This window comes from Sphingomonas sp. J315 (assembly GCF_024666595.1).
Classification (GTDB): domain Bacteria; phylum Pseudomonadota; class Alphaproteobacteria; order Sphingomonadales; family Sphingomonadaceae; genus Sphingomonas.
Window position 1 is genome coordinate 618639 of record NZ_CP088296.1, and the last position, 23146, is coordinate 641784.

The window sequence follows — 23146 nt, forward strand, 5'->3', positions numbered from 1 at the left end:
TTTAAGCGGTGAACCGCCCCCGCCTTAATCTAGGGAGCCCAATCATATGCGTGCACTACTCACCAAGGCCGTTGCCGGTTCGATGATCGCCAGCGCCGCGCTGCTCGTTTCGGCCTGCGGCGGCACCACTGAGACCACTGCGGACAACACCACGGTCCTGGACGTGAACGCGACCGACCCGGTGCTCGACGGCACCACCACCGACAACATGACCATGGTCGATGGCGCCACCGGCAACGACACCGGCATGGCGGGCGACGCCATGGCGAACGACACCATGGGTAACGGCATGTAATCTGCCGCAAGCGGCACTTACATGACGCGGGGCCGTCCGGGCGACCGGGCGGCCCTGTTCTTTTTCGGTGACGACCGCGTCGTCGCGCGGCGCGTCCCGCATGTCCCACGGCGGGGCGCGGCCCCTTGCGCGACCGCAACGACTCGGCACCAAAAACTGCTTGGGCGCGACGACAAAACTCCGTAACCCAGCGCCAGTCAGGGTTCGAGAGGGTTGGTTGATGTTCGGTTCGCGTATGGTGTTCTCGACAGTCCTGGGCGGGGCGATGCTCGCGGCAACGCCCGCCTCCGCGCAATTCTATTTCAAGGCACCCGAGATAGGCAGCCAGCGCATCACGGGGGACGAACCCGGCATGCTCGCATCGCCGCTGCCCGGAGCGACCCCAGCGGAACTGCGTGCGGCAATGGTATGGAATCTGCGCGCTGCGCTCAACGTCGCGGCGCTGCAGTGTCAGTTTGGCCCGACCTTGCTGACCCTGCCCAACTACAACACGATCCTGCGCGATCATAAGGTTGAGCTGAACAGTTCCTACAGCGTGCTGAGCAAATATTTTTTGCGGACCCACAAGACCCCCAAGGCGGGCCAGACCGCGCTCGACCAATATGGCACGCGCGTCTATTCCAGCTATTCGGCGGTGCATGCTCAGCTGACCTTCTGCCAGGCTGCTGACGCGGTCTCGAACGCGGCGGTGTTCACCCCGCGCGGGGGCTTTGGCGAACTGGCGGCGGAACAGTTGCCGGTGATCCGCAATAGCCTGATCCGCTGGGGCGAGCAGCAATTCCCGATGCGGACGCCGCTTCAATCATCCTTTGTCTATCCCGAATTCGCGAATGAGGATTGTTGGGACAAGGGCGGCTATCACCCCGAACAGTGCGCGCCGGGCGCGAAGAAAAGAAAAAGGAAGCGCTAACCCGGAGCCGAATTCAGCTGCGCTGAATCTCGGGACCGGCCCGATTCCGCGACCGTTTCAGCTTAGCTGAAACAAGCTCTACCGCAGACCAAGCGTCTTGTGCGCCTGAAGCGTCAGGCGCCAGCGTGGGCGGGCGAGCGCGAAATCGACCGCCGCCTGGACATTGGCGGCCGCGTCGGCGTCGTCCATCGGCTGGATCAGGAAATGGGTGAAATCCCATCGCTCGATGTCCGCGACATCGGTCCCCGGCTGGGGCCAGACCAGCTTGAGTTCGTCGCCCCGCCGCTGGACCACGTCGCTCCCCGCCTTGGGACTGATGCACACCCAATCGATGCCGGGATTGACGGGCAAGGTCCCGTTGCTCTCGATCGCGATGCGGAAACCGCGCGCGTGCAGCGCATCGACCAGCGCGCTATCGACCTGCAGCATCGGTTCGCCCCCGGTCAGCACGACGAAGCGGCGCTCAGTTCCCTCACCCCAAAACCCGATGACCGCGTCCGCGAGCGCATCGGCATCGGCAAACTTGCCGCCGCCCAGGCCATCGGTACCGACGAACTGCGTGTCACAGAATTTGCAGATCGCGGTCGCCCGGTCCTGCTCCCGTCCCGACCAGAGATTACACCCGGCGAAGCGAACGAACACGGCGCGCGCGCCGGCATTCACGCCCTCCCCCTGAAGGGTCAGGAACATCTCCTTGACCGCATAGCTCATTGCAAATGCCTCAGACGGGGACCGCATAGCGGGTTGGGTCGGGGATTCCGGCTTCCTCGAACCCCTTGGAGCGAAGTCGGCAACTGTCGCACTCGCCGCAATGCACGCCGCCCGGCGCAGGGTCGTAGCACGACCAGCTGAGCCCTAGATCGAGGCCAAGCTCGGTCCCCTTGCGCACAATGTCCGCCTTGCTCATCATCGCCAGCGGTGCCCGAATGCGGAACGGATTGCCCTCGACCCCGGCCTTGGTGGCCAGTTCGGCGAGCTTCTCGAACCCCTCGATGAACTCCGGACGGCAATCGGGATAGCCCGAGTAATCGAGCGCGTTGACGCCGATATACAGGTCGCGCGCGCCAATCGCCTCCGCCCACCCAAGGGCGAGGCTGAGGAAGATGGTGTTGCGCGCGGGGACATAGGTCACCGGAATGTCTGTCCCGACGCCGCCTTTGGGGACAGCGATATCGGCGGTCAGCGCCGATCCGCCAAACAACGACAGGTCGAGCGGGAGGACGATGTGCCGCTCGGCACCGACATCGTTGGCGATTCGCCGCGCGGCGGCCAACTCGACCTGATGGCGCTGGTTATAGTCGATCGACAGGGCAAGGATGCGGTGCCCGTCGGCACGCGCGCACGCGGCCGAGACATAGGAATCGAGTCCGCCCGATACGAGCGCGACGGCATAGCTGGATTGGCTCATTCCCGTCTCGCTAGCCCCTTTGCCGCAACGCGGCAAGAAAGGGCGGCACGAGGACTAGCGGCACGCGCCCGTGCGGCGACCTTCATATTCGAAGGAGAAAGGCAGGCCACGGCTGATCCCCTGGCTTTCGATGCGAACCAGCCGCGGCGTTTCCACCACGACGCGGGTCGCGCCATTGCCGACGCCGGGGCAGCTATAGGTAATCCGACCACCGAGCGACCCGTCCTCGACAACGAAGCGCGTGCACGCCGCACCGCGATGTTGCAGTTGGAGCAGAAGTTGAGGATCGGTAATGCAGATCGACCGGGTGGTGCCGTCCGGCGCACGCAACGTCCACTCGCCCCGCTCGATCCCGGCGAGCGCGGTCAGGCCATTATCAGCACGACCGGCAGCGCTGCCTGCGGCAAGGGGGGCCAGCAGCGCAGCTGCGATCAACAGGGGGCGAAGCATCAACATTTCATCGCTCCTTTACCACGTTTCACCTGTCTATTCGCTGACGAAATCGGTCAGGCGAAACTGTCGAGCGCGATCGGGAACTTCTTCGCGCAGAATGCGCAATCGACGGTGATGAAGCCATCCTCGGCCATCTCGGCGCGATCCGCTTCGGGGAACTTCGCCAGCACCGATCCGATATAGTCGGGGTCGCAGCGGCATCCGCGGACGAGATCGCCGCCGGTCTGCACACGTACCTCATCCTCGTTGAACAGCCGCCAAAGCAACGTTTCGAGTGGAGTCGCCGCGTCGGCCAGTTCATCGTTGCTGACGGTGCTGCCCAGCGCCTCGACATGTTCCCATTCGGGATGGACGTCGCGCGCATGGAGCCGCTCGCCACCCTCCTCGCCTTCGGGCAAATGCTGGAGGAACAGGCCGCCGCCGATGCAATTGCCCGCAGCGTCGCGGCCAACACCCAGCCGGACCAGGCTCGGGATCTGCTCCGACTGGTCGAAATAATTCTCCGCTGCTTCGGCCAGCGATCCGCCGTCGAGCGGAACGATGCCCTGATAGCGTTCGCCGGTGGTCGCCTGGTCGAAGGTGATTGCCAGATAGCCCTTGTGGAACAGCGCATAGAGCGACGGGCTGGAACCCAGTTCGGCCAGTCGCTCGGCATCGAACTGGGCATAGCCACGCAACTCGCCGCCCTTGTAGTCGCATACCATCAGGCTGACGATCCCGCCCTGCGCCTGCGCCTGCAATGTCAGCTGCCCGCCCGCATCCTTGAGCGTCGAGCCAAGCAATGCGGTCAGCGTCAGCGCCTCCGCCAGCAGCCGCTCGATCGGCGCGGGATAGGCGTGCGCGGCGAGGATCTCGCCCAGCACCGGTCCCAGCCTCGCGATCCGCCCGCGCGCATGGCGCTGGGGAATCGTGAAGTTGAGCGTGCGGTCGAGGTCGGTGGTCATCAATTTTTCCTTCGTCATCCCGCGAAAGCGGGGACCCATCTCGTGTCCGGGTCACGCACGATACAGCTGCTGGACGGGCGGTAAGCGCAGGAGATGGGCCCCCGCACGCGCGGGGGTGACGGCTAATTGGGGAGCGACGCCTTGCGCGTCAACTCACCCGATTTGCCCGAAGCACCAGCGCAGCACTGCCTTTTGCCCATGCAGGCGGTTTTCCGCCTCGGGCCAGATCAGCGATTGCGGGCCGTCGATCACCTCCGGCGTGACCTCCTCGCCGCGATGCGCGGGGAGGCAGTGGAGGAATTTCGCGTCGGGCTTGGCCTTGGCCATCAGCGCCGCATCGACCTGATAGGGGGCGAGCGCGGCGAGCTTTGCCTCGGCATGCAGCTGGCCCATCGAGATCCAGGTGTCGGTGACGATCACGTCCGCGCCCGCCACCGCCTCGGCGGGATCGTTGACGCAGGTCGCACGCCCCTTGCCCAGCGCCATCGCCGCGTCGGGGAGCGAGAAGCTCTGCGGGCAGGCGGCGACCACGTCGAACTGCATCAGCCCCGCCGCCTCGACGATCGAGGCGAGGACATTGTTGCCGTCGCCGAGCCACGCGACCTTGAGGCCGGGCAGCGCCTTGCCGCTCTCCAGGATCGTCTGCAGATCGGCGACGATCTGGCACGGATGGCTATCGTCGGTCAGGCCGTTGATCACCGGGACGGTGGCGTATTCGGCCATTTCGAGCAGCTTGGCGTGATCGTCGGTGCGCACCATGATCGCGTCGCAATAGCCCGACAGGACGCGCGCCGTATCCGCCACGGTCTCGCCGCGCCCGAGCTGGCTGGTCGCTGCGTCCAGCACGATCGCGCTGCCACCGAGCTGACGGATCGCCATCTCGAAGCTCACGCGGGTGCGGGTGGAATTCTTCTCGAACACCATCGCAAGGGTGTGGCCAGCGAGCGGCGCGTCGGCATCAACGCGCCCCTTGGGCCAGCCCGCGCGCGCCGCCTTGCGGTCGATCGCGTCGGCAAGGATCGCGGCGAGGCCGTCAGGGCCAGCGTCGCTCAACGACAGGAAATTGCGATAGGCCATCTATGCCGCCGGCACCGCATAGCTGCGCGCGCCCGCACTCAGCTTTTCGATGCACTCGGCGACATGGCTTTCGTCGATCACCAGCGGCGGCAGCACGCGGAACACATTCTCGCCCGCCGCCACGGTCAACAGCCCGTGATGGTCGCGCAGATGCGCCACGAAGTCGCGGCTGACCGCCGGCTCCTTCATCTTGATGCCCAGCATCAGCCCCTTGCCGCGGATTTCCTCGAACAGATGATCGTGGTTGGGGATTAACTGCTCGAACGCCGCGCGCAGGCGATCCCCCATCGCGGTGACGTGATCGAGGAAGCCGGGCTCCTGCATCACGTCGAGCACCGCCTGCCCCGCCGCCATCGCCAGCGGGTTGCCGCCATAGGTCGATCCGTGCGTGCCCGCGACCATGCCCTTCGCCGCTTCCTCAGTGGCGAGGCAGGCACCGAGCGGGAAGCCGTTCCCGATCCCCTTGGCGACGGTCATGATGTCGGGGGTGATGCCGTAATGCTCGTAGGCCCACATCTTGCCGGTGCGGCCGTAACCGCACTGGATTTCGTCGAGGATCAGCAGCAGGCCGTGTTCGTCGCACGCCTTGCGCAGCCCCTGGATGAATTCGGTCGTGCCGGCGGTCATCCCGCCCTCGCCCTGCACCGTCTCCACGAGGAAACCCGCCGTCTCATCGTCGATCGCGGCAAGCGCGCCGTCGAGATCGTTGAACTTCACATAGTCGAAGCCGGGGAGCAGCGGCTCGAACCCGTCGCGCATCTTTGCCTGATCGGTGGCCGAAATCGCGCCGATCGAACGACCGTGGAAGGCATTCTTGAACGTGATCAGCTTGTGCCGCTGCGGGTTGCCGGTGATGTAATGATAGCGGCGCGCGGTCTTGATCGCGCACTCGATCGCCTCGACGCCGGAGTTGGTGAAGAACACCGTGTCGGCGAAGCTCGCATCGACCAGCCGCTGCGCCAGTGCCTCACCCTGCGGCGAGCCGTAGAGGTTGCTGACGTGCATCAGCGTAGCGACCTGATCCTGCACCGCCTTAGTAAAGGACGGGTGGCCGTGACCCAGCGCGTTGACCGCAATGCCCGCCGCGAAATCGAGATAGCGCTCGCCACGCTCGCCGATGAGGTAGCACCCCTCGCCTCGCACCGGACGCACATCGCACCGTGGGTAAACGGGCATGAGCGGGGTGATCGACACGGGCAGCCTCCTTCCAACAGAAAAGGGCGGCCCATTGCGAACCGCCCGGAGCGAGACCCTAAGATGTCGCTCCAAAGGCGTCAATAATCCGGGGCCGAAACGAATCGACGCTAGGGAAACTGCAAGGGTGGCAAAATCCGCGTAACCGCTTAAGCTGCGCGGGTCGCGGCGGAGTCTGGAGTCCAACCCGACCCGTCAGGTCGCGGCGACCTGTGCCGGGGTGCCAGGTTAGATCTCGGTGCCCGGCGCGGGATTGACGAGACGAAGATGGCCATGCTTGCGTTAAAGGGAGCCGAAATACGCGGTCGCGGGCCGATCACGCTTTCGGTCGCGTTCGCCGCAGCGGCCGCTCTGATGCCACTTGTGGTGCTCTCGGGATGGCAGTTCGACGTCCCGGTTCTGCGCGGGCTGGGGGCGGCGCGCTATCCGATCCTGCCGGGGACGGCGCTGGTTTTCCTGCTGATGTCGATGGCGGCGGTACTGCACGCAATCGGATATCGCTGCGCGTCGCGGCTGATCCTGTTGCTTCCGGCTACCTATCTCGGCATTGTCCTGATCCAGCATCTTACTGACATCGATATCGGAATATCCCGGCTGATCTTCGCCGAGAAGCTCGAACTTGCTCCGCTGCGCGGGCGCCGGATCATCCCGCTCGGCCCGCTGGTGGTACTCGGTTTGTTGGTCACGGCCCTGTTTCTGCTGGGCGCTCGGCGGCGCGAAACGCGCTGGTGGGCGGGTCCGGCAGCGAGCATTGCGCTCGCAGGGATGCTGCTGCTGCTCACCTTCACCCTTGGCGGGCAGGTTTCGGCCAATATCCGCTTCTTTGGCGTGACGATCGCGTCGAGCGCGCCAATCATTCTGTTGTGCGCATCGATTCTGACCGCCGCAGACCTGCCGCGCGACGTCGCTACGTCCCCGGTCTCGCCATGGAATACGCTCCAGCGGATTCAGCCGGTCATCATCGTCGCGGCGGTGCTCCCGGCGCTGATCTTGGTCTGGATCCGTGGCGAGACCACACAGGGACAGGCCGAACTCTATTTTCTGATCGCGATGGCCAACCTCGTCGTGCTCGCAGCGCTACTCGCCTATGTGACCCACCGCGCCAACGTACAGAACCGTATGCTGGCCGGGGGAGAAGCCAAGCTCCACTCGATCCTCGGCACCGCGCCCGATGCGCTGATCGTCACTGGCGATGATCTGGTGATCCGTACCTACAGCGCCTCGACCCCCCTGATGTGGCGGTGCGGTGATATGGAACTGACCGGCAAGTCACTCCACAGCCTGTTGGAAGCGCCGATCGACACGTTCGACAGCCTGGTGCGCACCCCGAGTGGCACGCGCGGCGGCGCGATCATTACCACCGGTCAGCGCTGCGACGACACGACCTTCCCCGCTGAGCTGCGGCTTGGCATCGCCGAGCAGGAAGGTGAACGGGTATGCGTCGCATTCGTCCGCGACCTGACCGATCGCATGGCGATGGAGGATCAGCTCAACGGCCTCAATTTCCAGCTGATGCACCTGTCGCGGCAGAACGCGATGGGCGAACTGGCCGGCGACATCGCACATGAAATCAACCAGCCGCTGACCGCCGCGACCAATTATGCCTCAACCGCCGCCTATGTGCTGGACCAGCGCGGCGACGCCGACAAGGCCCGCGACTATCTCAAGGAAATCAGCGCCCAGCTCCTGCGCGCGGGGGGAATTATCAGCCGGCTGCGCGCCTTTCTCGCCAATCGTGAAATCGAGCTGCGCCGCGAGTCGCTGGACGTCGTGGTAAAGGACGCGGTGAATCTGGTACGCATTGGATCGCGGCGGATGCGGGGTCAGGTAAAGGTGGACATCCCGTTCGACACACCCCCAGTCTATGTCGACCGCATCCAGATTCAGCAGGTGATGGTCAATCTGCTCCGCAATTCGTTCGAGGCATGCGAAGAGGCCGGGCGCGAGGCGCGGATTGACATTGTCGCGCGCCGATCGGGCGACCACCTGGTCGAGATCGAAGTATCCGACAATGGTGCCGGTCTGCCCGAGGGATTCGCCGAACGGCTGGGCCAGCGTTTCTCCTCGACCAAGGGCGAAACCGGGCTCGGCATCGGCCTCAACATCTCAAAACGAATCGTCGAGGCGCATGGCGGCACGCTGGTCGCCGAAAGTCTCCAGCCGCATGGTGCCGCCTTCCGCTTCACCGTCCCTGCGCTGGGCGACGCAGCGCAGATGGAAAGCGCCGCCGCTAGCTCTTGATCTTCCAGCCCGAGCGCAACAGCGCATAGCAGGCGAGCGCCAGCGCGACGTCGAGCGCGAGGATTACCGCGCTCCCGACCAGGATTGGCGAATCGGCGACGCCCAGGAACCCGTAACGAAAACCCGAGATGATGTAGAAAAAGGGGTTGGCGTGACTGATCGCCTGAAACAGCGGTGACAGGCGATCGACTGAATAAAAGGTCCCCGACAGCAGGGCGAGCGGCGCGACCACGAAGTTGGTGACCGCAGCGGCATGGTCGAACTTCTCCGCCCAGATCGAGGTGAGCACCCCCATCAGCGCAAGGAACAAGGAGCCGAGCAGACCGAACCACAGGATCGCCCAAAAATGCACCGGGGTAACGGTGACCCCGGGCCACAGCGCCATCGCCAGCCACACTGCCGCACCGACGCAGAAGGCGCGGGTGACGGCTCCACCGCACAGCGCCGCGAGCAGTTCGCCGGTCGACAGCGGCGGCATCAGATAATCGACGATCGTCCCCTGAATCTTGCCGACCAGCAGCGAAAAGCTGGCGTTGGCGAAGGCGTTCTGGAGCATTCCCATGACGATCAGGCCGGGCGCGAGAAAGTTGGCAAAGGGAACCGCGGTGCCACCGAGCGTCACCGTGCGCCCGCCTCCGCCCAAAGCGACCGTGAAAACCACCAGAAATAACAACGTCGTGACTGCCGGTGCCCATACCGTCTGGAGCTGCACCTTGAAGAAACGGCGCACCTCCTTCACATAGAGGGTCCACAGCCCGCCCCAATTCACGTTACGGATTACCGGAACGCCGGGGCCGGCGATCATGCTTTCGGGCGGCGGGGACTGGTCGGTCATGCAAAGGCCGGTTAATCGCTGACGCCAAACCCGGCAACGGGATTGATTCTTTAGGGACGACAAATGAGCTGGACCGACGAACGGATCGAGACGCTGCGCAAGATGTGGGACAGCGGACTGACCGCGACCCAGATTGCCGAGGAACTCGGCGGAGTGAGCCGCAATGCCGTGATCGGCAAGGCGCATCGCCTGGGCCTCGCCTCGCGCCCGTCGCCGGTGAAGGCGAATGCGACCGAGGCGAAGCCCACACCCGCGTCAGCTGCGCCGCCCGCGCCCAAGCCTGCTCCGGCAGCCCCCGCGCCACGCGCCGCCGTACCGGCGGCCGCTGCGCCTACACCCGCGCCCGCGCCGGTTGTCGATGATGCGGACGAGGACGAGGACGACACTCCGGCCCCTGCAGCCGTGCGCGAAGGCCCGGTGCTGCGCTCGGTCGGCCCCGGCGGCTTCATCCGCCAGAATCCCGGCGAACAGGCCCCGCCGATCGCCCCGGCCCCGCCGCGCCGCCTGGTTCCGGCCAAGCCGAGCAAGGAGATCGAGGGAAAGACCAGCCTGCTCGATCTCAACGACCGCATCTGTAAATGGCCGCTGGGTCATCCGGGTGAGCCAGATTTCCATTTCTGTGGCGAGAAGGTGAACCCCGGCTTCCCTTATTGCGTCGATCACTGCGGCCACGCCTATCAGGCGCAGCTTCCGCGCCGTGATCGCCGTCCGCCGCCGCCTTTGCCCTATGGCGGCCCACGCGTCCGGTAGACCCAGCGTTTCTGCTAACCGGAACGGGTAGCTTGCGGGCAATCCCGGCCCGGATGGTCAAGACTCACTTAACCATATCGGCAGTAGTACCGGCGCGTGTCCCGCGTCCTTCACCTCCGCCGATCTGCTCCCGTGCTGATACAGGCCGCGCTCATTGCGGCAGGTGCCGCAACGCTCGCTTTCTGGCCACCCCGCGAAGGGCCGATGCTGCTGGTTGCGCTCGACGGGCGTGACGGCGCACGGCTGGTCGGCCCCGCACTGAATGCCGGGGCGACGCTGGCCGGACGCGGCCCGATGGCCAACATGATCCTGGTCAGCGGCACACGCGCGCATCTCGCGCCGCTGCTCGGAACCGGCGTGATCGCCCTTGCCGCCCCGCGCGGCCTGTGCAGCCAGGGAGTTGCCGCATGAAGGACATCACCCTGCTGCGTCTGCGCGGCGCGGCGATCCTGGTCGGGGTCAGCTGGTTCAACACCGTCGCGATCATCCTGCTCAGCCTGATCGCGGGCAGCGACCGGACGCTACCGCTCGCGGTGATTGGCATCCTCGCCAACATCCTGCCCACGCTGATGGTCCGTCAGCGCCGCGTCGATCGTCACGCGCGGTTGATCATCGCCTCGCTCGCCGCAGTCCAGCCCGCGCTCGCCGTCTATGCACTCAGCGGCCATGCCTGGCAGATGGACGGGCACATGTATTTCTTCGTCGCGCTCGCCGCGCTGACGATCCTGTGCGACGCGCGCGCGATCGTCTTCGCCTCGGCGCTGATCGCGGTCCACCACCTTGTCCTGCAATATGCCGCGCCCGCATGGGTGTTCACCGGCGCAGGCGACCTTGGCCGCGTGCTGTTCCACGCGCTGGCGGTGGTGATGCAGGCCGCGGTGCTGATCCATCTGACCCTCACCATCCGCAACCTCTTGTGGCGGCACGGCGAAGCGCGCGAGGCGAGCGACCGCGCCGCCGCGATTGCCGAGCAGCGCCGGATCGAAGCGGAAGGCGCAATGCAGGAAGCCGCCGCCGCTGCACGCCGCGAAAGCATTGAACGCAGCGCCCGCGAATCGCTCGCGCGCGAAGCCGAGGCGCAGCGCCGCGAAGCCGAAGCGGCACGGCGTGAAGACAACCGCCGCCTCGCAGAAGCCTTCCAGCAATCGATGAGCGGCATCGTCGCCACTGTCGGCACTGCGGCGGGCGAACTCGAACAGCTCGCCGGATCGCTCAACGGCGTCGCCCGCCGCGCCAGCCGCAGAATCGGGCGAGACCGCTGCTAGCGCCAGCCAGACCTCCGGCGCCGCCGAGACGCTGGCGATTCGCCTCCACGAGCTCTCGACCTCGATCACCGCGATCGCCGCCAGCGCCGACCAGCAGGCGCAGCGCAGCGACGACGCCAGCAGCATTTCGGATGGCGGACGCGGCGCGGTCGTGGCGCTGACTCAGCGGTCGCAGACGATCACCAGCTTTGCCGAATCGATCCACGAGATCGCGACGCGCACCAATTTGCTCGCACTCAACGCCACGATCGAAGCGTCGCGCGCTGGTGAGGCCGGGCGCGGCTTTGCGGTGGTCGCGCACGAGGTGAAGCAACTGGCGAGCGAGGCTGCGCGCGCCACCGGCGAAATTCGCCACCTCGCCGATTCAATGCATGGCGGGGCGGAAGTCGCCCAAGATGCCCTGTCGGAGATCACCGCGATGGTCGGCGACCTCGCCACCGCCGCCGAAGCGATCCGCGCCGCAGTGGATGCGCAGCGAGAGACCGCGTCGGCGATCGACCGCTCGGCGCGTGATACCGCCACCGGTGCGGCCTTCATGGCCGAGCGTGTGCGCGGAGTAGCCGCGATGGCAGGCGAAACGGAACAACTGTCCGACCGCGTCGCAGCTGCTGCGGGTGCCCTGTCCCGCACCGCCAAGGCGCTCGACAGATCGACGCGCGGGTTCCTGACCAAGCTCGACGCGGCCTAAACCCACAAAAGAAGAAGCCGACGGGTCGCCCCGCCGGCTCCAGACTCCCGCTCGGGAAGTTGTTTAGAAGCGGAATGCCGCCGTCGCGCGCAGCGAATGGAAGTCGAAATCCGAGCTGCGACGGAAATCCGCGCCACCCGCCAGCACGAACGGGTTGGTCGCACCCGCCGTGCCGGTGCCGACCGCGACGCGCGCATTACTATCGTCATAACGGCTGTAGAGATATTCCAGGCCGATCGAGAAATTGCGGCCGATCTTCTGCTCGACACCGCCGCCGGCCTGCCAGCCCCAGGCCATGTCGTCGCCTTCCAGCGTAAAGCTGTTGGCCGTGTTGCTGCTGCTGAAGCTGTTGTCGAGCTTCGCATAGGCGCCGCCACCGGTGGCGTAGAACAGGGTGCTCTCGCCCGCGACCAGGCCGGCGCGCAGGCGCAGCGCCGCGTTCCAGTCGAGTTCGCGAGTCATGGTGTAGAAAGCAGGCGTGGTGCTGTAGGCGCTGACGCTGTCGCGCGCCTGCGTCTTGCCGAACTCGGCCACCGCGCCGATCACGACCTTGCCCATCTGCTTGTCGAAGCCGATGCGGCCATAATATTCGAGATCATCCTTGTCGTTGGTGCAGGCGACATTGGCGCTCGACGTCGCCGCGCCGTTGCAGAAGCCCGGCGAGAAGGCGTTCGCGCCGGTCGAGGTTGCGATCGTGTCGCCGAAGCTGCCGTCGCGGCCCGCATCAAACTCGATCGTCTCACCGACATCATTGTTCTGGACGGTATAGCCGACCGAACCGCCGACGTAGAGGCCGTCAAAGGCGGGCTCGCCGTCCTGGGCCAGAGCCGGGGCAGCAGCGAGGGTCAGGGCGGCCGCTCCGGCCCCCAGCAGGGTACGCATACGCATTTACAGGATACTCCGTTGATAAACTTGCGCGAGGTTAACGAGGCAGGACGCGCTTCTTTCCCGCCCCGTTCCGAATTTCCACATTCATGTTGCCACGCAGCAACACCCGCGCTTGCCCCGACCCGTGCGGCGGACTAGCCAGAACAAATGTCGTCCGATCTTTTCCAGTCCGGTTCCGCTTCCCCCACCAACGCCTATGACGCCAGCTCGATCGAGGTGCTGGAGGGGCTGGAACCCGTGCGTCGTCGCCCCGGCATGTATATCGGCGGCACCGACGAGCGCGCGCTGCACCACCTCGCTGCCGAAATCCTCGACAATGCGATGGACGAGGCGGTCGCGGGCCATGCCAGCCGGATCGAGGTGACATTGGACGTCGGCAACCGGCTGACCATCACCGACAATGGCCGCGGCATTCCGACCGATCCTCACCCGAAGTTCCCCGACAAATCGGCGCTGGAGGTGATCTTCTCGACGCTGCACGCGGGCGGCAAATTCTCGGGCAAGGCCTATGCGACATCGGGCGGTCTGCATGGCGTGGGCAGCAGCGTGGTCAACGCGCTATCGACCGATATGGTCGTGGAGGTGGCGCGCGACCGCCAACTCTATCGTCAGCGCTTCAGCCAGGGGCAGACGCTGGGCCCGATCGAGCTGGTCGGGCCGACGCCCAACCGGCGCGGCACCAGCGTCGCCTTCACGCCCGACACCGAGATTTTCGGTGAGATGCACTTCAAGCCCGCACGGCTCTACAAGCTCGCCCGGTCCAAGGCGTATCTGTTCGCGGGCGTCGAAATCCGCTGGAAATGCGCGCCCGAGCTGATTTCGGATGACACCCCGGCCGAGGCGATGTTCCAGTTCCCCGGCGGGCTTGCCGATCATTTGCGGGAACAGCTCGGCACGCGCGAGGGTGCGACTGCGGAGTTCTTCGCGGGACGGCAGGACTTTCCCGGCGAAGCGCAGGGTAGCGTCGAATGGGCGGTCGCCTGGCCGCTATGGAGCGACGGCAGCTACAGCTGGTATTGCAACACCATCCCGACCCCCGATGGCGGCAGCCACGAACAAGGGCTGCGCCAGGCACTGGTGCGCGGCATCCGCGCGTTCGGCGAGCTGGTCGGCCAGAAGAAGGCCAAAGACATCACCGCCGACGACATCATGGTCGGGTCGGAGCTGATGCTGTCGGTGTTCATTCGCGATCCGCAATTCCAGTCGCAGACCAAGGATCGCCTGACCTCTCCAGAGGCGACCGCATTGGTCGAAAAGGCGGTGCGCGACCATTTCGACCATTTCCTCGCCGACCGGATGGACCGCGGCAAGGCGCTGCTGAACTATGTGCTCGAGCGGATGGACGACCGCCTGCGCCGCAAGCAGGAGCGCGAGGTCAAGCGCAAGACCGCGACCAGCGGCCGCAAGCTGCGCCTCCCCGGCAAGCTCACCGACTGCTCCGCCGACGATCCGGCGGGGACCGAATTGTTCATCGTCGAGGGTGACTCGGCCGGCGGGAGTGCCAAGCAGGCGCGCGACCGCAAGACCCAGGCGATCCTTCCGATCCGCGGCAAAATCCTCAACGTCGCGTCGGCAACCAGCGCAAAGATCGGCGCGAACAGCGAGATCGCCGACCTGATCCTCGCGCTCGGCTGTGGCACGCGCAAGGACTGCCAGCCCGACAATCTGCGCTACGAACGCATCGTCATCATGACCGACGCGGACGTGGACGGCGCACATATCGCGACGTTGTTGATGACCTTCTTCTTCCAGGAGATGCCCGACATCGTCCGGCGTGGACACCTCTACCTCGCCCAGCCGCCGCTCTATCGCATCACCGCCGGGGCCAAGAGCCTCTACGCCCGCGACGACGCGCACCGGGCGGAGATCGAGGCGGGACCGTTCAAGGGCCGCAAGGTCGAGGTGTCGCGCTTCAAGGGCCTTGGCGAGATGAATCCGGGCCAGCTGCGCGAGACTACGATGGATCCAGCCACCCGATCGATGCTGCGCATCACCCTGCCGCAGGAATATGAGGAGCGCGCCGGGGTCAAGGATCTGGTCGACCGGCTGATGGGAACCAACCCGGCGCACCGCTTCGCCTTCATCCAGGAGAACGCCGCGCGGCTGGACGAGGAAGCGATTGACGCCTGACGCAGTGCGTCAGCGCACCCACTCGTCGCGGAGCAGGCCGTAGATGGTCGTGTCGCGCACGCCGATATGGGTTTCCCATTCGGCGCGCAGATAGCCTTCGAGCTTGAAGCCCAGCCGTTCGAGCAGACCGCGTGACGCGGCATTGTCGGGGTCGGTGTCGGCGAACACCTTGCGCTGCCCCTCGGCAAAGATGCGGTCGATCACTGCGCTGACGGCCTCGCGCGCGAAGCCGCCGCCCCAGTGCGTGCGTGCAAAGAGATAGCCGAGTTCGGTGACATTGCCCTGCCGCTTTTCGCCCGCCGCGACCATGCCGATCGCGGTATCGTCGCCGCGCAGCGTGACCGCCCAGGCGCGCCAGTCGGAGGCGTGGCGTTCGAAATCCGCGCGCGTCTCATCGACGCTGCTGTGCGGCGGACCGGACCAGTAGCGCATCAGATCGGGATCGGCGAAGCTGGGGAACAGTGCCTCGGCATCGCGCAAGCGCCGCGGCCGCAGGATCAGGCGCGGGGTTTCCAGAACCACGGGGTCACGCGGTGCGATCACATCGCATCTGCCGATCGCTTCCGCGCCTGCTCGATGGCCTGAACCCGTTCAGGTCGCGCGCAATATCGAACCTCGAATTCGGTCAGCGCAGCGGCTCGGGCAGGCCATGCTTTGCGGCCTGCTCCTTTTCAAGGCAGCGATAGACGGCATAGTCTTGCGTCATCATATCGATCGGGACGCGTGTCATATCGCGACGCGCAATCGGCCCGACGAGATCGCGCAGATATTTCGCCCAGCCTTCCCGATTTTCAGCAGCATCGTCCGCGCTGCCCCCGGCGTCCGGAGCGATCACGATGGCCGCCCGCAACGCTTCTGCCTCGTCAAAGCGACCAAGCTCTCGCAAAGCGTTCGCCGCGCGGGCCCGCATCGCAATCGATACGAAATCGGCGGCGCTTGCCGCGCGCGCTTTCACCTGATCGGCAAACTCGGCATTGTAGCGATCAGCACGGGCAGCGGCAGCGGACCCGGCGTTCTTTGCCTCCCACGTCGCCGACAGCAACAGCCATTCGGGATTGGCATCACCCAACATCCGCGCCGCGTGAAAGGCGAGATAATAGGGCGTCTCACCCGCTGCGCGCAGCCCGCGATACACTTCACCCTGAACATAGGGCGTCAGCTTCGCGATTTCGGGTCGGGAGAAATCGCGAAACATCACCAGTCCGTTGCCTGGACATTGTGGAGACCGGATTGGAAATTCGCCCGATCCCACGGGCATACCGTCGGGCAAGGCGCCCCAGGTCGAGATGCTGCCCAGTTCCTGAAACTTGAATTTCTGGCCACCCACCGGGCAGGTTTTGCGGACCGTGAAATACGTGCTGGCTACGGCAGGAACCGCGATCATCGCCGCGATTGCAGCGAGCCAAGCCACGATCCGTGTCACGCCTCCCCCAGCGCCTCGACCAGCGACTTGACCTTCTTCTGCCGCCATTGCGGCAGCGGCGCGACCAGCCAGTAGCCGAGCCGCGAGGGGATCGGCTCGCCGACCACCACGACGCGGCCCGCGTCGATGTCGGCGCGCGCGAGCAGTTCCGGCACGGTCGCGCGGCCCAGCCCCTCGGCGGCGGCGTCGAGTGCAAGGCCTGCGTCGCCGACCCGAACGAGCGCCGCGCCATCCTCCGCAACACAACCGGGCCAGCCGATGGGCGTTTCGCCGCGCCCGCCGGGCTTGGCGACGGTGACCATCCCGTCGCTTTCCAGCGCCTCGCCCTCATGCTCGCCCGGCCCTTCCCCCAGCGGATCGCAAGGTCGAGATTGGCCTCGGTGAAGTCGATCGCCTCGTCCGCCGCGATCAGCACGAAGCGCAGTTCGGGGTCCGCACGCGCGATTTCGGCGAGGCGCGGCATCAGCCATTTTTCGGTCAGGTCGCGCGGCGCGGCGATGGTCAGCGACTTGGACGATTGCCCGGCCTGCATCGCGCGCACCGATTCCTCGAACTGGAGGAACCCGGCGCGCAGCGCGTCGAGCCCGGCATGCGCCTCCGGGGTCAGCTCCAGACCCTTGGTCGTCCGGCGGAACAGCACGACGCCCAGCGTATCCTCGAGCGCGCGGATCTGCTGCCCGACCGCCGCCGGGGTCACCGCCAGCTCGTCCGCCGCGCGGGTGAAGGACAGATGCCGCGCCGCCGCGTCGAGCACGCGCAGGCCGTTGAGGGGGAGGTGGGTGCGCTTCATCTGTTACTCCGCCACCGCCGGCGCGCGCAGCGCGAAGCGGGGGATCGCCACGTCGAATTCATGCCCGTCCGCACCGACCATGACATAGCTACCCTCCATCCACCCGGTCGGCGTGGTCAGCGGGCAGCCCGAGACATAATCGTAACTCGATCCGGGCGCGATCATCGGCTGTTCGCCGACGACGCCCTCGCCCTCGACGATATGCTGGCTGCCGCGCCCGTCGGTGATCGTCCAGCGGCGCGAGAGCAGCTGCACCGCCTGGTGCGACCCGTTTTCGATGCGGATATGATAGGACCAGAACCAGCGGCCACGCCCCGGTTCGGACTGATCGGACAGGTAGCTGACCGACACCAGCACCGTGATGTCGCGGGTCACCGCTTCCTGGCCGAACAGCGCCTTCACAGCCCGACCGATCCCAGCGCCTGATCGAGGTCGGCGATCAGGTCTTCAGGGTCCTCAAGACCCACGTTGAGCCGCAGCATCCCTTCGCGCACGCCCATCAGCAGCCGCTGATCCTCGGCGACGCCGCTGTGCGTGGTGGAGGCGGGATGGGTCATCAGCGAGCGAGAATCGCCGATATTGTTCGAAATGTCGATGAGGCCGAGCGCGTCGAGCAGGCCGTGCGCCTGCGCACGCCCGCCATCGACCTCGAACGAGAAGATCGGTCCTGCCGCCGCCATCTGGCTCATCGCCAGATTATGCTGCGGATGGCTGGGCAGGCCGGGATAATTGACCATCGGCACGCGCCCCTCAAGGAAGCGCGCGACCCTCACCGCATTCTCGCTCTGGCGCTGGATGCGCAGGTCGAGCGTCTCCAGCCCCTTGAGCACCACCCAGGCATTGAACGCACTCAGCGTCGGCCCGGTATTGCGGTGGAACGGCAGCAGCGTGTTGGTGATGAAGTCCTCGCTCCCGCAGATCGCGCCAGCAAGGACGCGGCCCTGCCCGTCCATCATCTTGGTCGCGCTATAGGCGACCACGTCCGCGCCGAACTCCATCGGACGTTGCAGCGCGGGGGTGGCAAAGGCGTTGTCGACCACGGTGACGATGCCGCGTTCGCGCGCGATGTCGCACACCGCCTTGAGATCGACGATATCCATCGTCGGATTGGCCGGGGTCTCGAAGAAGAACACCTTGGTATTCGGGCGGATCGCATCGACGAACTGCTGCGGGTCGCGCGCATCTACGACGGTCGTCTCGATCCCGAAGCGCGGCATCAGCGTGTCGGTGAGCCAGCGGCACGATCCGAACGCGGCGCGCCCGCCGACGAGATGGTCGCCCGCCGACAGCTGGCACAACAAGGCTGCGGTCATCGCCGCCATGCCGGACGCGGTCGCGCGGCATGCTTCGGCCCCTTCGAGCAAGGCGATGCGCTGTTCGAGCATCTCGACAGTCGGGTTCTGAAGCCGCGAATAGGTCATGCCCTGTTGATCGCCGGCAAAGCGTGCTGCCGCGTCCCCCGCGCAGTCATAGGCATAGCCAGAGGTCAGAAAGAGCGCCTCGCTCGTCTCCCCCATTCGCTGCGCGCGGTCCCCCCGCGCACCGCGAGCGTGGCGGGCTTCCAGTGGCGGGTGATCTCGCGGTCTTGTCCGGTGCGACGCTTCATGTTGCCCCTCTAGAAGCGGAAGCCGCGCGGGCGCAAGCGCGACGGATGACGCGGGCGCGAAGCTCAGCTATCGACTTGGGCGATGCTCGACCGTCTCGAACAGCGCCCCGTCCTGCTCGGCCTGCTTATCGCGGCCATTGCGCAGTCCCTGTTCACCATCGGCGTCGAGCGCCCGAGCATCCTGCTGTTCGACGAGGTACACTATGTGCCCGCTGCGCGGATCCTGCTCGACTTCTCGCACATCACCAATCCCGAGCATCCGATGCTGGGCAAGTCGCTGATCGCGCTGGGCATTCATCTGATCGGCGACAATGCGCTGGGATGGCGGCTGTTCTCGACGCTGTTTGGCAGCGCGACGATCGCCGGCGTCTATGCCTTCACGCTGCTGCTCACCCGCGCGACCCGCCCGGCTCTGTTCGCCGCGATCTTCGCGATGCTCGGGCAGATGGTGTTCGTGCAGGCGCGGATCGGCATGCTCGACATCTTCATGGGCGGGTTTCTGGTCTGGGCCGGGGTCGCCTTCCTCGCCGCGATGCACGCCGAGTCGCGGCGGGCTTGGGGCTATTGGGTCGCCTCCGCACTGCTGTTCGGTGCAGCGGTGGGCGTCAAATGGGCGGCGATCCCCTATGTCGCACTGACGGGAGTCGCCTTCCTGTGGCTGCGCTATCGCGACCCGAAGCGCTTCGGCGGGATGCACTGGCTGCCCGCGCTGGCGGTCATGGGGATCGTCAGCATCGCGACCTATTTCGCGACCTTCGCCCCCGCTTTTTTCTACCGCACCGACCCGATGACGCTGGCCCGGCTGATCCCGTTCCAGTTCGAGATGCTGGCGCTCCAGACGCAGGTGCTGGCCGCGCACAACTATCAGTCGAGCTGGTGGAGCTGGCCGCTGATGCTGCGCCCGATCTGGTATTTCTATGAGCCCGATCAGGGGGCGATGCGCGGCGTGCTGCTGATCGGCAACCCCGTCATCATGTGGACCGGGCTGGTCGCGGTCGCGGCATGCTGGTGGGCGGGTGTGAAGCAAAGGGCAGTCGTGCCGCTCGCCGCCGCGATCCTCTGGACCTTCTCGCTCGGCATCTGGGCGATCATCCCCAAGTCGCTGGGCTTTTTCTATTATTACTATCTGCCCAGCATCATCCTGTGCGTGGTACTGGCTGTCGCCCTCAACCATTGGCGCGACGTGCTGAAGCAGCGCGACGAATGGCTGCTGGTACCTGCCGTCGGGATGTTCGCCTATTTCTACCCGATCATCGCGGCGCAGGACCTGACGAGCACGCGCGCCTTCACCCGCTGGATGTGGCTGCCGGGCTGGGCTTAATACCGCCCCCACACGAAGCGCGACGACAGCGCGAAATTCCATACCGCCGCGACCGCGATCCCTGCCAGCGCGGACGGAGCCCATTGCGCCTGCTGGACATCGTGCAGGAACGCCGCGACGCCAACGTTCGCCACCGCGCCGACCGAGCAGACGATGCAAAAGCCGACCCAGCCGTCGACCAGCTGCCTGAACCCCTTTAGCCGCGCGTCGCGATAGGTGAGCGCGTTGTTGAGGAAGAAGTTGAAGGTCATCGCGATCAGCGTCGCGACGATCGTTCCGGTGAGGAAGCTGGTGCCGAACAGGCGGAAGAACAGCCAGAGCGCTGCGAAATGCACACCTGCCCCGATCGCACCGATTGCAGAAAACATGACGAAGCGCACCGGCACCAATCGCCCGAACATGCGGTCATAGAGCGCGATCAGGAATTCCATCGCGACGACATGATCGAGCTTGCTCTCACCGGTCTGGCGCGTGCGGAAGACATAGGGAAGCTCGACGAACTTGAGCGCGCGCGGGCTGGCGGTCAGGATGTCGAGCAGGATCTTGAACCCGATCGCGGACAAATGCGGGATGATCGCGCGCACCACCTCGCTGCGAACCATGAAGAAGCCGCTCATCGGGTCGCTGAGATCGGCCTTCAGCACCTTGCGCGAGATGCGGGTCGCGAGCTCGGACTTGGCCACGCGGTCGCGGTCCCATTCGCCGGTCCCGCCACCCTCGACGAAGCGCGATCCGATCGCGACGTCGACGCTGTCGTCGGCACGCAGCGCATCGAGCATCTTCGGCAACAGCGTCTCGTCATGCTGCATATCGCCGTCGATCACCGCGACGAACGGCGCGGCGGTGGCGCACATCCCCTCGATCGTCGCGGAGGACAGCCCGCGCCGCCCGATCCGCTGCACCACCCGCACGCGCGGGTCGCTGCGCCCGATCGCGCGCGCCGCGTCGGCGGTGCCGTCGGGGCTGTTGTCGTCGACGAAGATCACCTCCCAGCGCCGCCCCGCCAGCGCCTTGTGGAGCGCGGCCACCATCAGCGGGACGTTGCGCGACTCATTGAAGGTCGGGACGACGACCGCCAGTTCGAGTTCGCCCGCGGTCACCCCAGCGCCTTCACCACTGCATCGCCCATCTGTGCCGTCGACAGCGCTCCGCCCAGGTCGGGCGTGCGTGCGCCACTGGTCAGCGCCGCAGTCACCGCCGCCTCGATCCGGTCCGCCGCCTCCGCAAGCCCAAGCGAATAGCGCAGCAGCATCGCCGCCGACAGGATCGTCGCGCACGGATTGGCCTTGCCCTGCCCGGCGATGTCGGGTGCGGAGCCGTGGATCGGCTCGTACAACCCCCTGCCGCTGCCATCGAGCGAGGCAGAGGGCAGCATCCCGATCGACCCGGCGCACATGCTCGCCTGATCCGACAGGATGTCGCCAAAGAGGTTTCCGGTGACGATCACGTCGAACTGGCCGGGGTTGCGCACCAGCTGCATCGCGGCGTTATCGACATACATGTGGCTGAGTTCGATGTCGGGATAGTCGGCCGCGACCTCAATCACCACATCGCGCCACAGCTGCGAGGTTTCGAGGACGTTTGCCTTGTCGACCGAGCACAGCTTGCCGCGACGCGCGCGCGCGGTCTCAAACCCTACCTTTGCGATCCGGGCGACCTCGTCCTCGTTATACGACATGACGTCATAGCCCTCGCGGCGGCCTGACGCGGTAGTGCGCATCCCCTTTTCGCCGAAATAGACGTCGCCATTGAGCTCGCGCACGATCACCATGTCGATCGCGCCCGCGACTTCCGGCCGCAGCGCAGAGGCGTCCTCAAGTCCGGGGAACAGCGTCGCGGGGCGTAGATTGGCGAACAGGCCAAGTTCCTTACGCAGCCCCAGGATCGCCTGTTCGGGGCGCAGATGCCGCTCCAGCGCGTCGCAACGCGGATCACCGACTGCGCCGAACAGAATCGCATCTGCGCGCTTTGCAAGGTCGAGCGTCGCAGGCGGCAGCGGATGGCCATCGCTGAAATAGGCCGCACCGCCGACCGGGGTTTCCTCGAAGCTCAGGCCAAGGTCGAGCACATCCAGCACGCGCCGCGCCTGTGCGGTCACTTCGGGGCCGATCCCGTCACCGGGAAGGATTGCGATCAACGGCATGGCTACTCCACCTGCTCAGGGTGTTGGCCCCTTGCCGTGCTGCGCCGCATCACGCAACCGCCCTGTTAATCCGGTCGACCAGCCGCTCGCGTGCCGCCAGCACCTCCGCCGCCTTGCCGTGGAGCAGGTCGCGTTCGAGGAAATGGCCGGTGAGGCGGAGGCCGTCCAGGATGTCGTCCCACTCCGCTGCGCCGCCCTCGCGGAGGAATGGCGGTAGGCGGAACAGCCTTGCCTCATAGCCCACCGCTGCGGCGGTGCTGACCGCCATGCCGCTTTTGGGGCTGACGAACGCCAGATCCTCGGTCCCGCCGGTGGCGACGCACTGGTCGAGGTCGAGGCCGAAGCCGAGCAGGGCCAGCAGCAACAATTCGTAGCGGACCATCGCCACCGCCCAGCCCCGCGCCGCCGGGGCGGCTTCGATGGCGTCGAGCAGACCGCCAAGTGCCGCATGGATCGGCGGATAGGTCTGGCCCTCGGGCAAGGCCGCGGCGGTCAGCGCGGTGGCCCAATCGATCGCCGCGGCGGGGAGCGGCTCGCGGAACAGCGGGGCGCGGCTGTGCGTCAGTTCCGCCACCAGGGCCGGCAGTTGATCCTCGGTCCTGGCCCGCCAATCCCCGAGGATGTCGTTGCCGGGCTGAAGCACCGGGCGGTGTTGCCGCGACCGACCGCCGCGGACATAGCCCGCCAACAACCCCGCTTCCGCCGTCAGCGCCCGGACGATCGCGCCGCTCTCGCCATGGGGGCGGATCGCGACGATGATGGCGGGGGCACGCAGATGCATGCCC

The 23146-nt window shown here is 66.2% G+C and carries 23 protein-coding genes and 2 pseudogenes; 9 read left to right on the forward strand and 16 right to left on the reverse strand.

Going from position 1 to position 23146, the window contains the following annotated elements:
• Positions 1-46: 46 nt before the first annotated feature.
• Positions 47-295, forward strand: coding sequence for a hypothetical protein (locus LRS08_RS03340; protein WP_257844907.1), 249 nt, complete (start codon positions 47-49; stop codon positions 293-295).
• A gap of 220 nt (positions 296-515) precedes the next feature.
• Positions 516-1205 (forward strand): hypothetical protein, encoded by a 690-nt coding sequence (locus LRS08_RS03345; protein ID WP_260481332.1) that lies wholly within the window; start codon positions 516-518, stop codon positions 1203-1205.
• 78 nt (positions 1206-1283) lie between these two features.
• On the opposite strand, the gene queE is transcribed toward LRS08_RS03345, so the two are convergent.
• The 6 genes from queE to LRS08_RS03375 all read right to left on the reverse strand — a co-directional run bounded on the left by queE (position 1284) and on the right by LRS08_RS03375 (position 6281).
• Complete coding sequence (queE, locus tag LRS08_RS03350) at positions 1284-1916, reverse strand: 7-carboxy-7-deazaguanine synthase (protein WP_260481333.1); 633 nt, start codon at positions 1914-1916, stop codon at positions 1284-1286.
• Between the two features lie 10 nt (positions 1917-1926).
• Positions 1927-2613, reverse strand: a complete 687-nt coding sequence (queC, locus tag LRS08_RS03355; protein ID WP_257844905.1) for a 7-cyano-7-deazaguanine synthase QueC — start codon at positions 2611-2613, stop codon at positions 1927-1929.
• A 54-nt stretch (positions 2614-2667) separates the two neighbouring features.
• A complete protein-coding gene (locus tag LRS08_RS03360) occupies positions 2668-3069 on the reverse strand; it encodes a hypothetical protein (RefSeq protein ID WP_260481334.1) in 402 nt (133 codons plus the stop codon).
• A 50-nt stretch (positions 3070-3119) separates the two neighbouring features.
• Positions 3120-4010 carry an Hsp33 family molecular chaperone HslO gene (locus LRS08_RS03365; RefSeq protein ID WP_257844903.1) on the reverse strand — a complete coding sequence of 297 codons (891 nt, stop codon included), beginning with the start codon at positions 4008-4010 and terminating at the stop codon, positions 3120-3122.
• 153 nt (positions 4011-4163) lie between these two features.
• On the reverse strand, positions 4164-5087 hold the full coding sequence (gene argF, locus LRS08_RS03370) for an ornithine carbamoyltransferase (protein ID WP_257844902.1): 924 nt from the start codon (positions 5085-5087) through the stop codon (positions 4164-4166).
• On the reverse strand, positions 5088-6281 hold the full coding sequence (locus tag LRS08_RS03375) for an aspartate aminotransferase family protein (protein WP_257844901.1): 1194 nt from the start codon (positions 6279-6281) through the stop codon (positions 5088-5090). It lies immediately after the preceding gene.
• A gap of 273 nt (positions 6282-6554) precedes the next feature.
• Between LRS08_RS03375 and LRS08_RS03380 the strand changes: the two genes are divergently transcribed.
• A complete protein-coding gene (locus tag LRS08_RS03380) occupies positions 6555-8522 on the forward strand; it encodes a sensor histidine kinase (protein ID WP_260481335.1) in 1968 nt (655 codons plus the stop codon).
• On the opposite strand, the gene LRS08_RS03385 is transcribed toward LRS08_RS03380, so the two are convergent.
• Positions 8512-9357, reverse strand: coding sequence for an ABC transporter permease (locus LRS08_RS03385; RefSeq protein WP_260481336.1), 846 nt, complete (start codon positions 9355-9357; stop codon positions 8512-8514). The two genes, LRS08_RS03380 and LRS08_RS03385, sit on opposite strands and share 11 nt — an antisense overlap.
• Before the next feature lie 63 nt (positions 9358-9420).
• Between LRS08_RS03385 and LRS08_RS03390 the strand changes: the two genes are divergently transcribed.
• The 4 genes from LRS08_RS03390 (at position 9421) to LRS08_RS03405 (ending at position 12060) form a co-directional block, all read left to right on the forward strand.
• Positions 9421-10107 (forward strand): GcrA family cell cycle regulator, encoded by a 687-nt coding sequence (locus tag LRS08_RS03390; RefSeq protein ID WP_260481337.1) that lies wholly within the window; start codon positions 9421-9423, stop codon positions 10105-10107.
• 132 nt (positions 10108-10239) lie between these two features.
• Complete coding sequence (locus tag LRS08_RS03395) at positions 10240-10518, forward strand: hypothetical protein (RefSeq protein ID WP_257844896.1); 279 nt, start codon at positions 10240-10242, stop codon at positions 10516-10518.
• The gene (locus tag LRS08_RS03400; protein WP_260481338.1) at positions 10515-11372 is read left to right on the forward strand and encodes a hypothetical protein; all 858 of its coding nucleotides are present in this window, start codon (positions 10515-10517) and stop codon (positions 11370-11372) included. Before LRS08_RS03395 ends, LRS08_RS03400 begins: the two co-directional genes overlap by 4 nt.
• 151 nt (positions 11373-11523) lie before the next feature.
• The gene (locus LRS08_RS03405) at positions 11524-12060 is read left to right on the forward strand and encodes a methyl-accepting chemotaxis protein (protein ID WP_260481339.1); all 537 of its coding nucleotides are present in this window, start codon (positions 11524-11526) and stop codon (positions 12058-12060) included.
• Between the two features lie 63 nt (positions 12061-12123).
• Here LRS08_RS03405 and LRS08_RS03410 read toward each other — a convergent pair whose 3' ends face one another.
• Complete coding sequence (locus LRS08_RS03410) at positions 12124-12948, reverse strand: outer membrane protein (RefSeq protein WP_257844894.1); 825 nt, start codon at positions 12946-12948, stop codon at positions 12124-12126.
• A gap of 147 nt (positions 12949-13095) precedes the next feature.
• Here LRS08_RS03410 and parE point away from each other — a divergent pair, with 147 nt between their 5' ends.
• A complete protein-coding gene (gene parE, locus LRS08_RS03415) occupies positions 13096-15078 on the forward strand; it encodes a DNA topoisomerase IV subunit B (protein ID WP_257844893.1) in 1983 nt (660 codons plus the stop codon).
• 9 nt (positions 15079-15087) lie between these two features.
• Here the strand turns inward: parE and LRS08_RS03420 are convergent, their stop codons facing one another.
• From LRS08_RS03420 to LRS08_RS03445, 5 genes and pseudogenes are all read right to left on the reverse strand, one after another.
• Positions 15088-15600: a GNAT family N-acetyltransferase gene (locus LRS08_RS03420; protein WP_257844892.1), complete on the reverse strand. Its 513-nt coding sequence runs from the start codon at positions 15598-15600 to the stop codon at positions 15088-15090.
• Positions 15601-15703: 103 nt separating this feature from the next.
• A complete protein-coding gene (locus LRS08_RS03425) occupies positions 15704-16501 on the reverse strand; it encodes a hypothetical protein (protein WP_260481340.1) in 798 nt (265 codons plus the stop codon).
• Positions 16498-17291, reverse strand: a pseudogene (locus LRS08_RS19995) (LysR family transcriptional regulator). The gene LRS08_RS03425 and the pseudogene LRS08_RS19995 overlap by 4 nt, the downstream one beginning before the upstream one ends.
• 3 nt (positions 17292-17294) lie before the next feature.
• Entirely contained in the window at positions 17295-17693 is a 399-nt protein-coding gene (apaG, locus tag LRS08_RS03440; protein WP_257844889.1) for a Co2+/Mg2+ efflux protein ApaG, read from the reverse strand.
• Positions 17690-18897: pseudogene (locus LRS08_RS03445) on the reverse strand (trans-sulfuration enzyme family protein). Before LRS08_RS03445 ends, apaG begins: the two are co-directional and overlap by 4 nt.
• 82 nt (positions 18898-18979) lie before the next feature.
• Between LRS08_RS03445 and LRS08_RS03450 the strand changes: the two are divergent.
• Positions 18980-20218 (forward strand): glycosyltransferase family 39 protein, encoded by a 1239-nt coding sequence (locus LRS08_RS03450; RefSeq protein WP_260481342.1) that lies wholly within the window; start codon positions 18980-18982, stop codon positions 20216-20218.
• Here the strand turns inward: LRS08_RS03450 and LRS08_RS03455 are convergent.
• The 3 genes from LRS08_RS03455 to recO all read right to left on the reverse strand — a co-directional run bounded on the left by LRS08_RS03455 (position 20215) and on the right by recO (position 23142).
• On the reverse strand, positions 20215-21249 hold the full coding sequence (locus tag LRS08_RS03455; RefSeq protein WP_409456290.1) for a glycosyltransferase: 1035 nt from the start codon (positions 21247-21249) through the stop codon (positions 20215-20217). The two genes, LRS08_RS03450 and LRS08_RS03455, sit on opposite strands and share 4 nt — an antisense overlap.
• A 65-nt stretch (positions 21250-21314) precedes the next feature.
• Entirely contained in the window at positions 21315-22361 is a 1047-nt protein-coding gene (gene leuB / locus LRS08_RS03460; protein ID WP_257844886.1) for a 3-isopropylmalate dehydrogenase, read from the reverse strand.
• A gap of 49 nt (positions 22362-22410) precedes the next feature.
• Positions 22411-23142: a DNA repair protein RecO gene (recO, locus tag LRS08_RS03465; RefSeq protein WP_257844885.1), complete on the reverse strand. Its 732-nt coding sequence runs from the start codon at positions 23140-23142 to the stop codon at positions 22411-22413.
• Positions 23143-23146: the final 4 nt, after the last annotated feature.

Bases quoted from the DNA above. Each gene is read 5' to 3' on its own strand.
- queC (WP_257844905.1), bottom strand. From the start codon at position 2,613: ATGAGCCAATCCAGCTATGCCGTCGCGCTCGTATCGGGCGGACTCGAT.
- LRS08_RS03450 (WP_260481342.1), top strand. From the start codon at position 18,980: ATGCTCGACCGTCTCGAACAGCGCCCCGTCCTGCTCGGCCTGCTTATC.
- queE (WP_260481333.1), bottom strand. From the start codon at position 1,916: ATGAGCTATGCGGTCAAGGAGATGTTCCTGACCCTTCAGGGGGAGGGC.
- LRS08_RS03365 (WP_257844903.1), bottom strand. From the start codon at position 4,010: ATGACCACCGACCTCGACCGCACGCTCAACTTCACGATTCCCCAGCGC.
- LRS08_RS03345 (WP_260481332.1), top strand. From the start codon at position 516: ATGTTCGGTTCGCGTATGGTGTTCTCGACAGTCCTGGGCGGGGCGATG.
- LRS08_RS03455 (WP_409456290.1), bottom strand. From the start codon at position 21,249: ATGGTGGCCGCGCTCCACAAGGCGCTGGCGGGGCGGCGCTGGGAGGTG.
- LRS08_RS03390 (WP_260481337.1), top strand. From the start codon at position 9,421: ATGAGCTGGACCGACGAACGGATCGAGACGCTGCGCAAGATGTGGGAC.
- LRS08_RS03410 (WP_257844894.1), bottom strand. From the start codon at position 12,948: ATGCGTATGCGTACCCTGCTGGGGGCCGGAGCGGCCGCCCTGACCCTC.
- LRS08_RS03380 (WP_260481335.1), top strand. From the start codon at position 6,555: ATGCTTGCGTTAAAGGGAGCCGAAATACGCGGTCGCGGGCCGATCACG.
- LRS08_RS03385 (WP_260481336.1), bottom strand. From the start codon at position 9,357: ATGACCGACCAGTCCCCGCCGCCCGAAAGCATGATCGCCGGCCCCGGC.
- LRS08_RS03400 (WP_260481338.1), top strand. From the start codon at position 10,515: ATGAAGGACATCACCCTGCTGCGTCTGCGCGGCGCGGCGATCCTGGTC.
- LRS08_RS03360 (WP_260481334.1), bottom strand. From the start codon at position 3,069: ATGTTGATGCTTCGCCCCCTGTTGATCGCAGCTGCGCTGCTGGCCCCC.
- recO (WP_257844885.1), bottom strand. From the start codon at position 23,142: ATGCATCTGCGTGCCCCCGCCATCATCGTCGCGATCCGCCCCCATGGC.
- LRS08_RS03340 (WP_257844907.1), top strand. From the start codon at position 47: ATGCGTGCACTACTCACCAAGGCCGTTGCCGGTTCGATGATCGCCAGC.
- leuB (WP_257844886.1), bottom strand. From the start codon at position 22,361: ATGCCGTTGATCGCAATCCTTCCCGGTGACGGGATCGGCCCCGAAGTG.
- argF (WP_257844902.1), bottom strand. From the start codon at position 5,087: ATGGCCTATCGCAATTTCCTGTCGTTGAGCGACGCTGGCCCTGACGGC.
- parE (WP_257844893.1), top strand. From the start codon at position 13,096: ATGTCGTCCGATCTTTTCCAGTCCGGTTCCGCTTCCCCCACCAACGCC.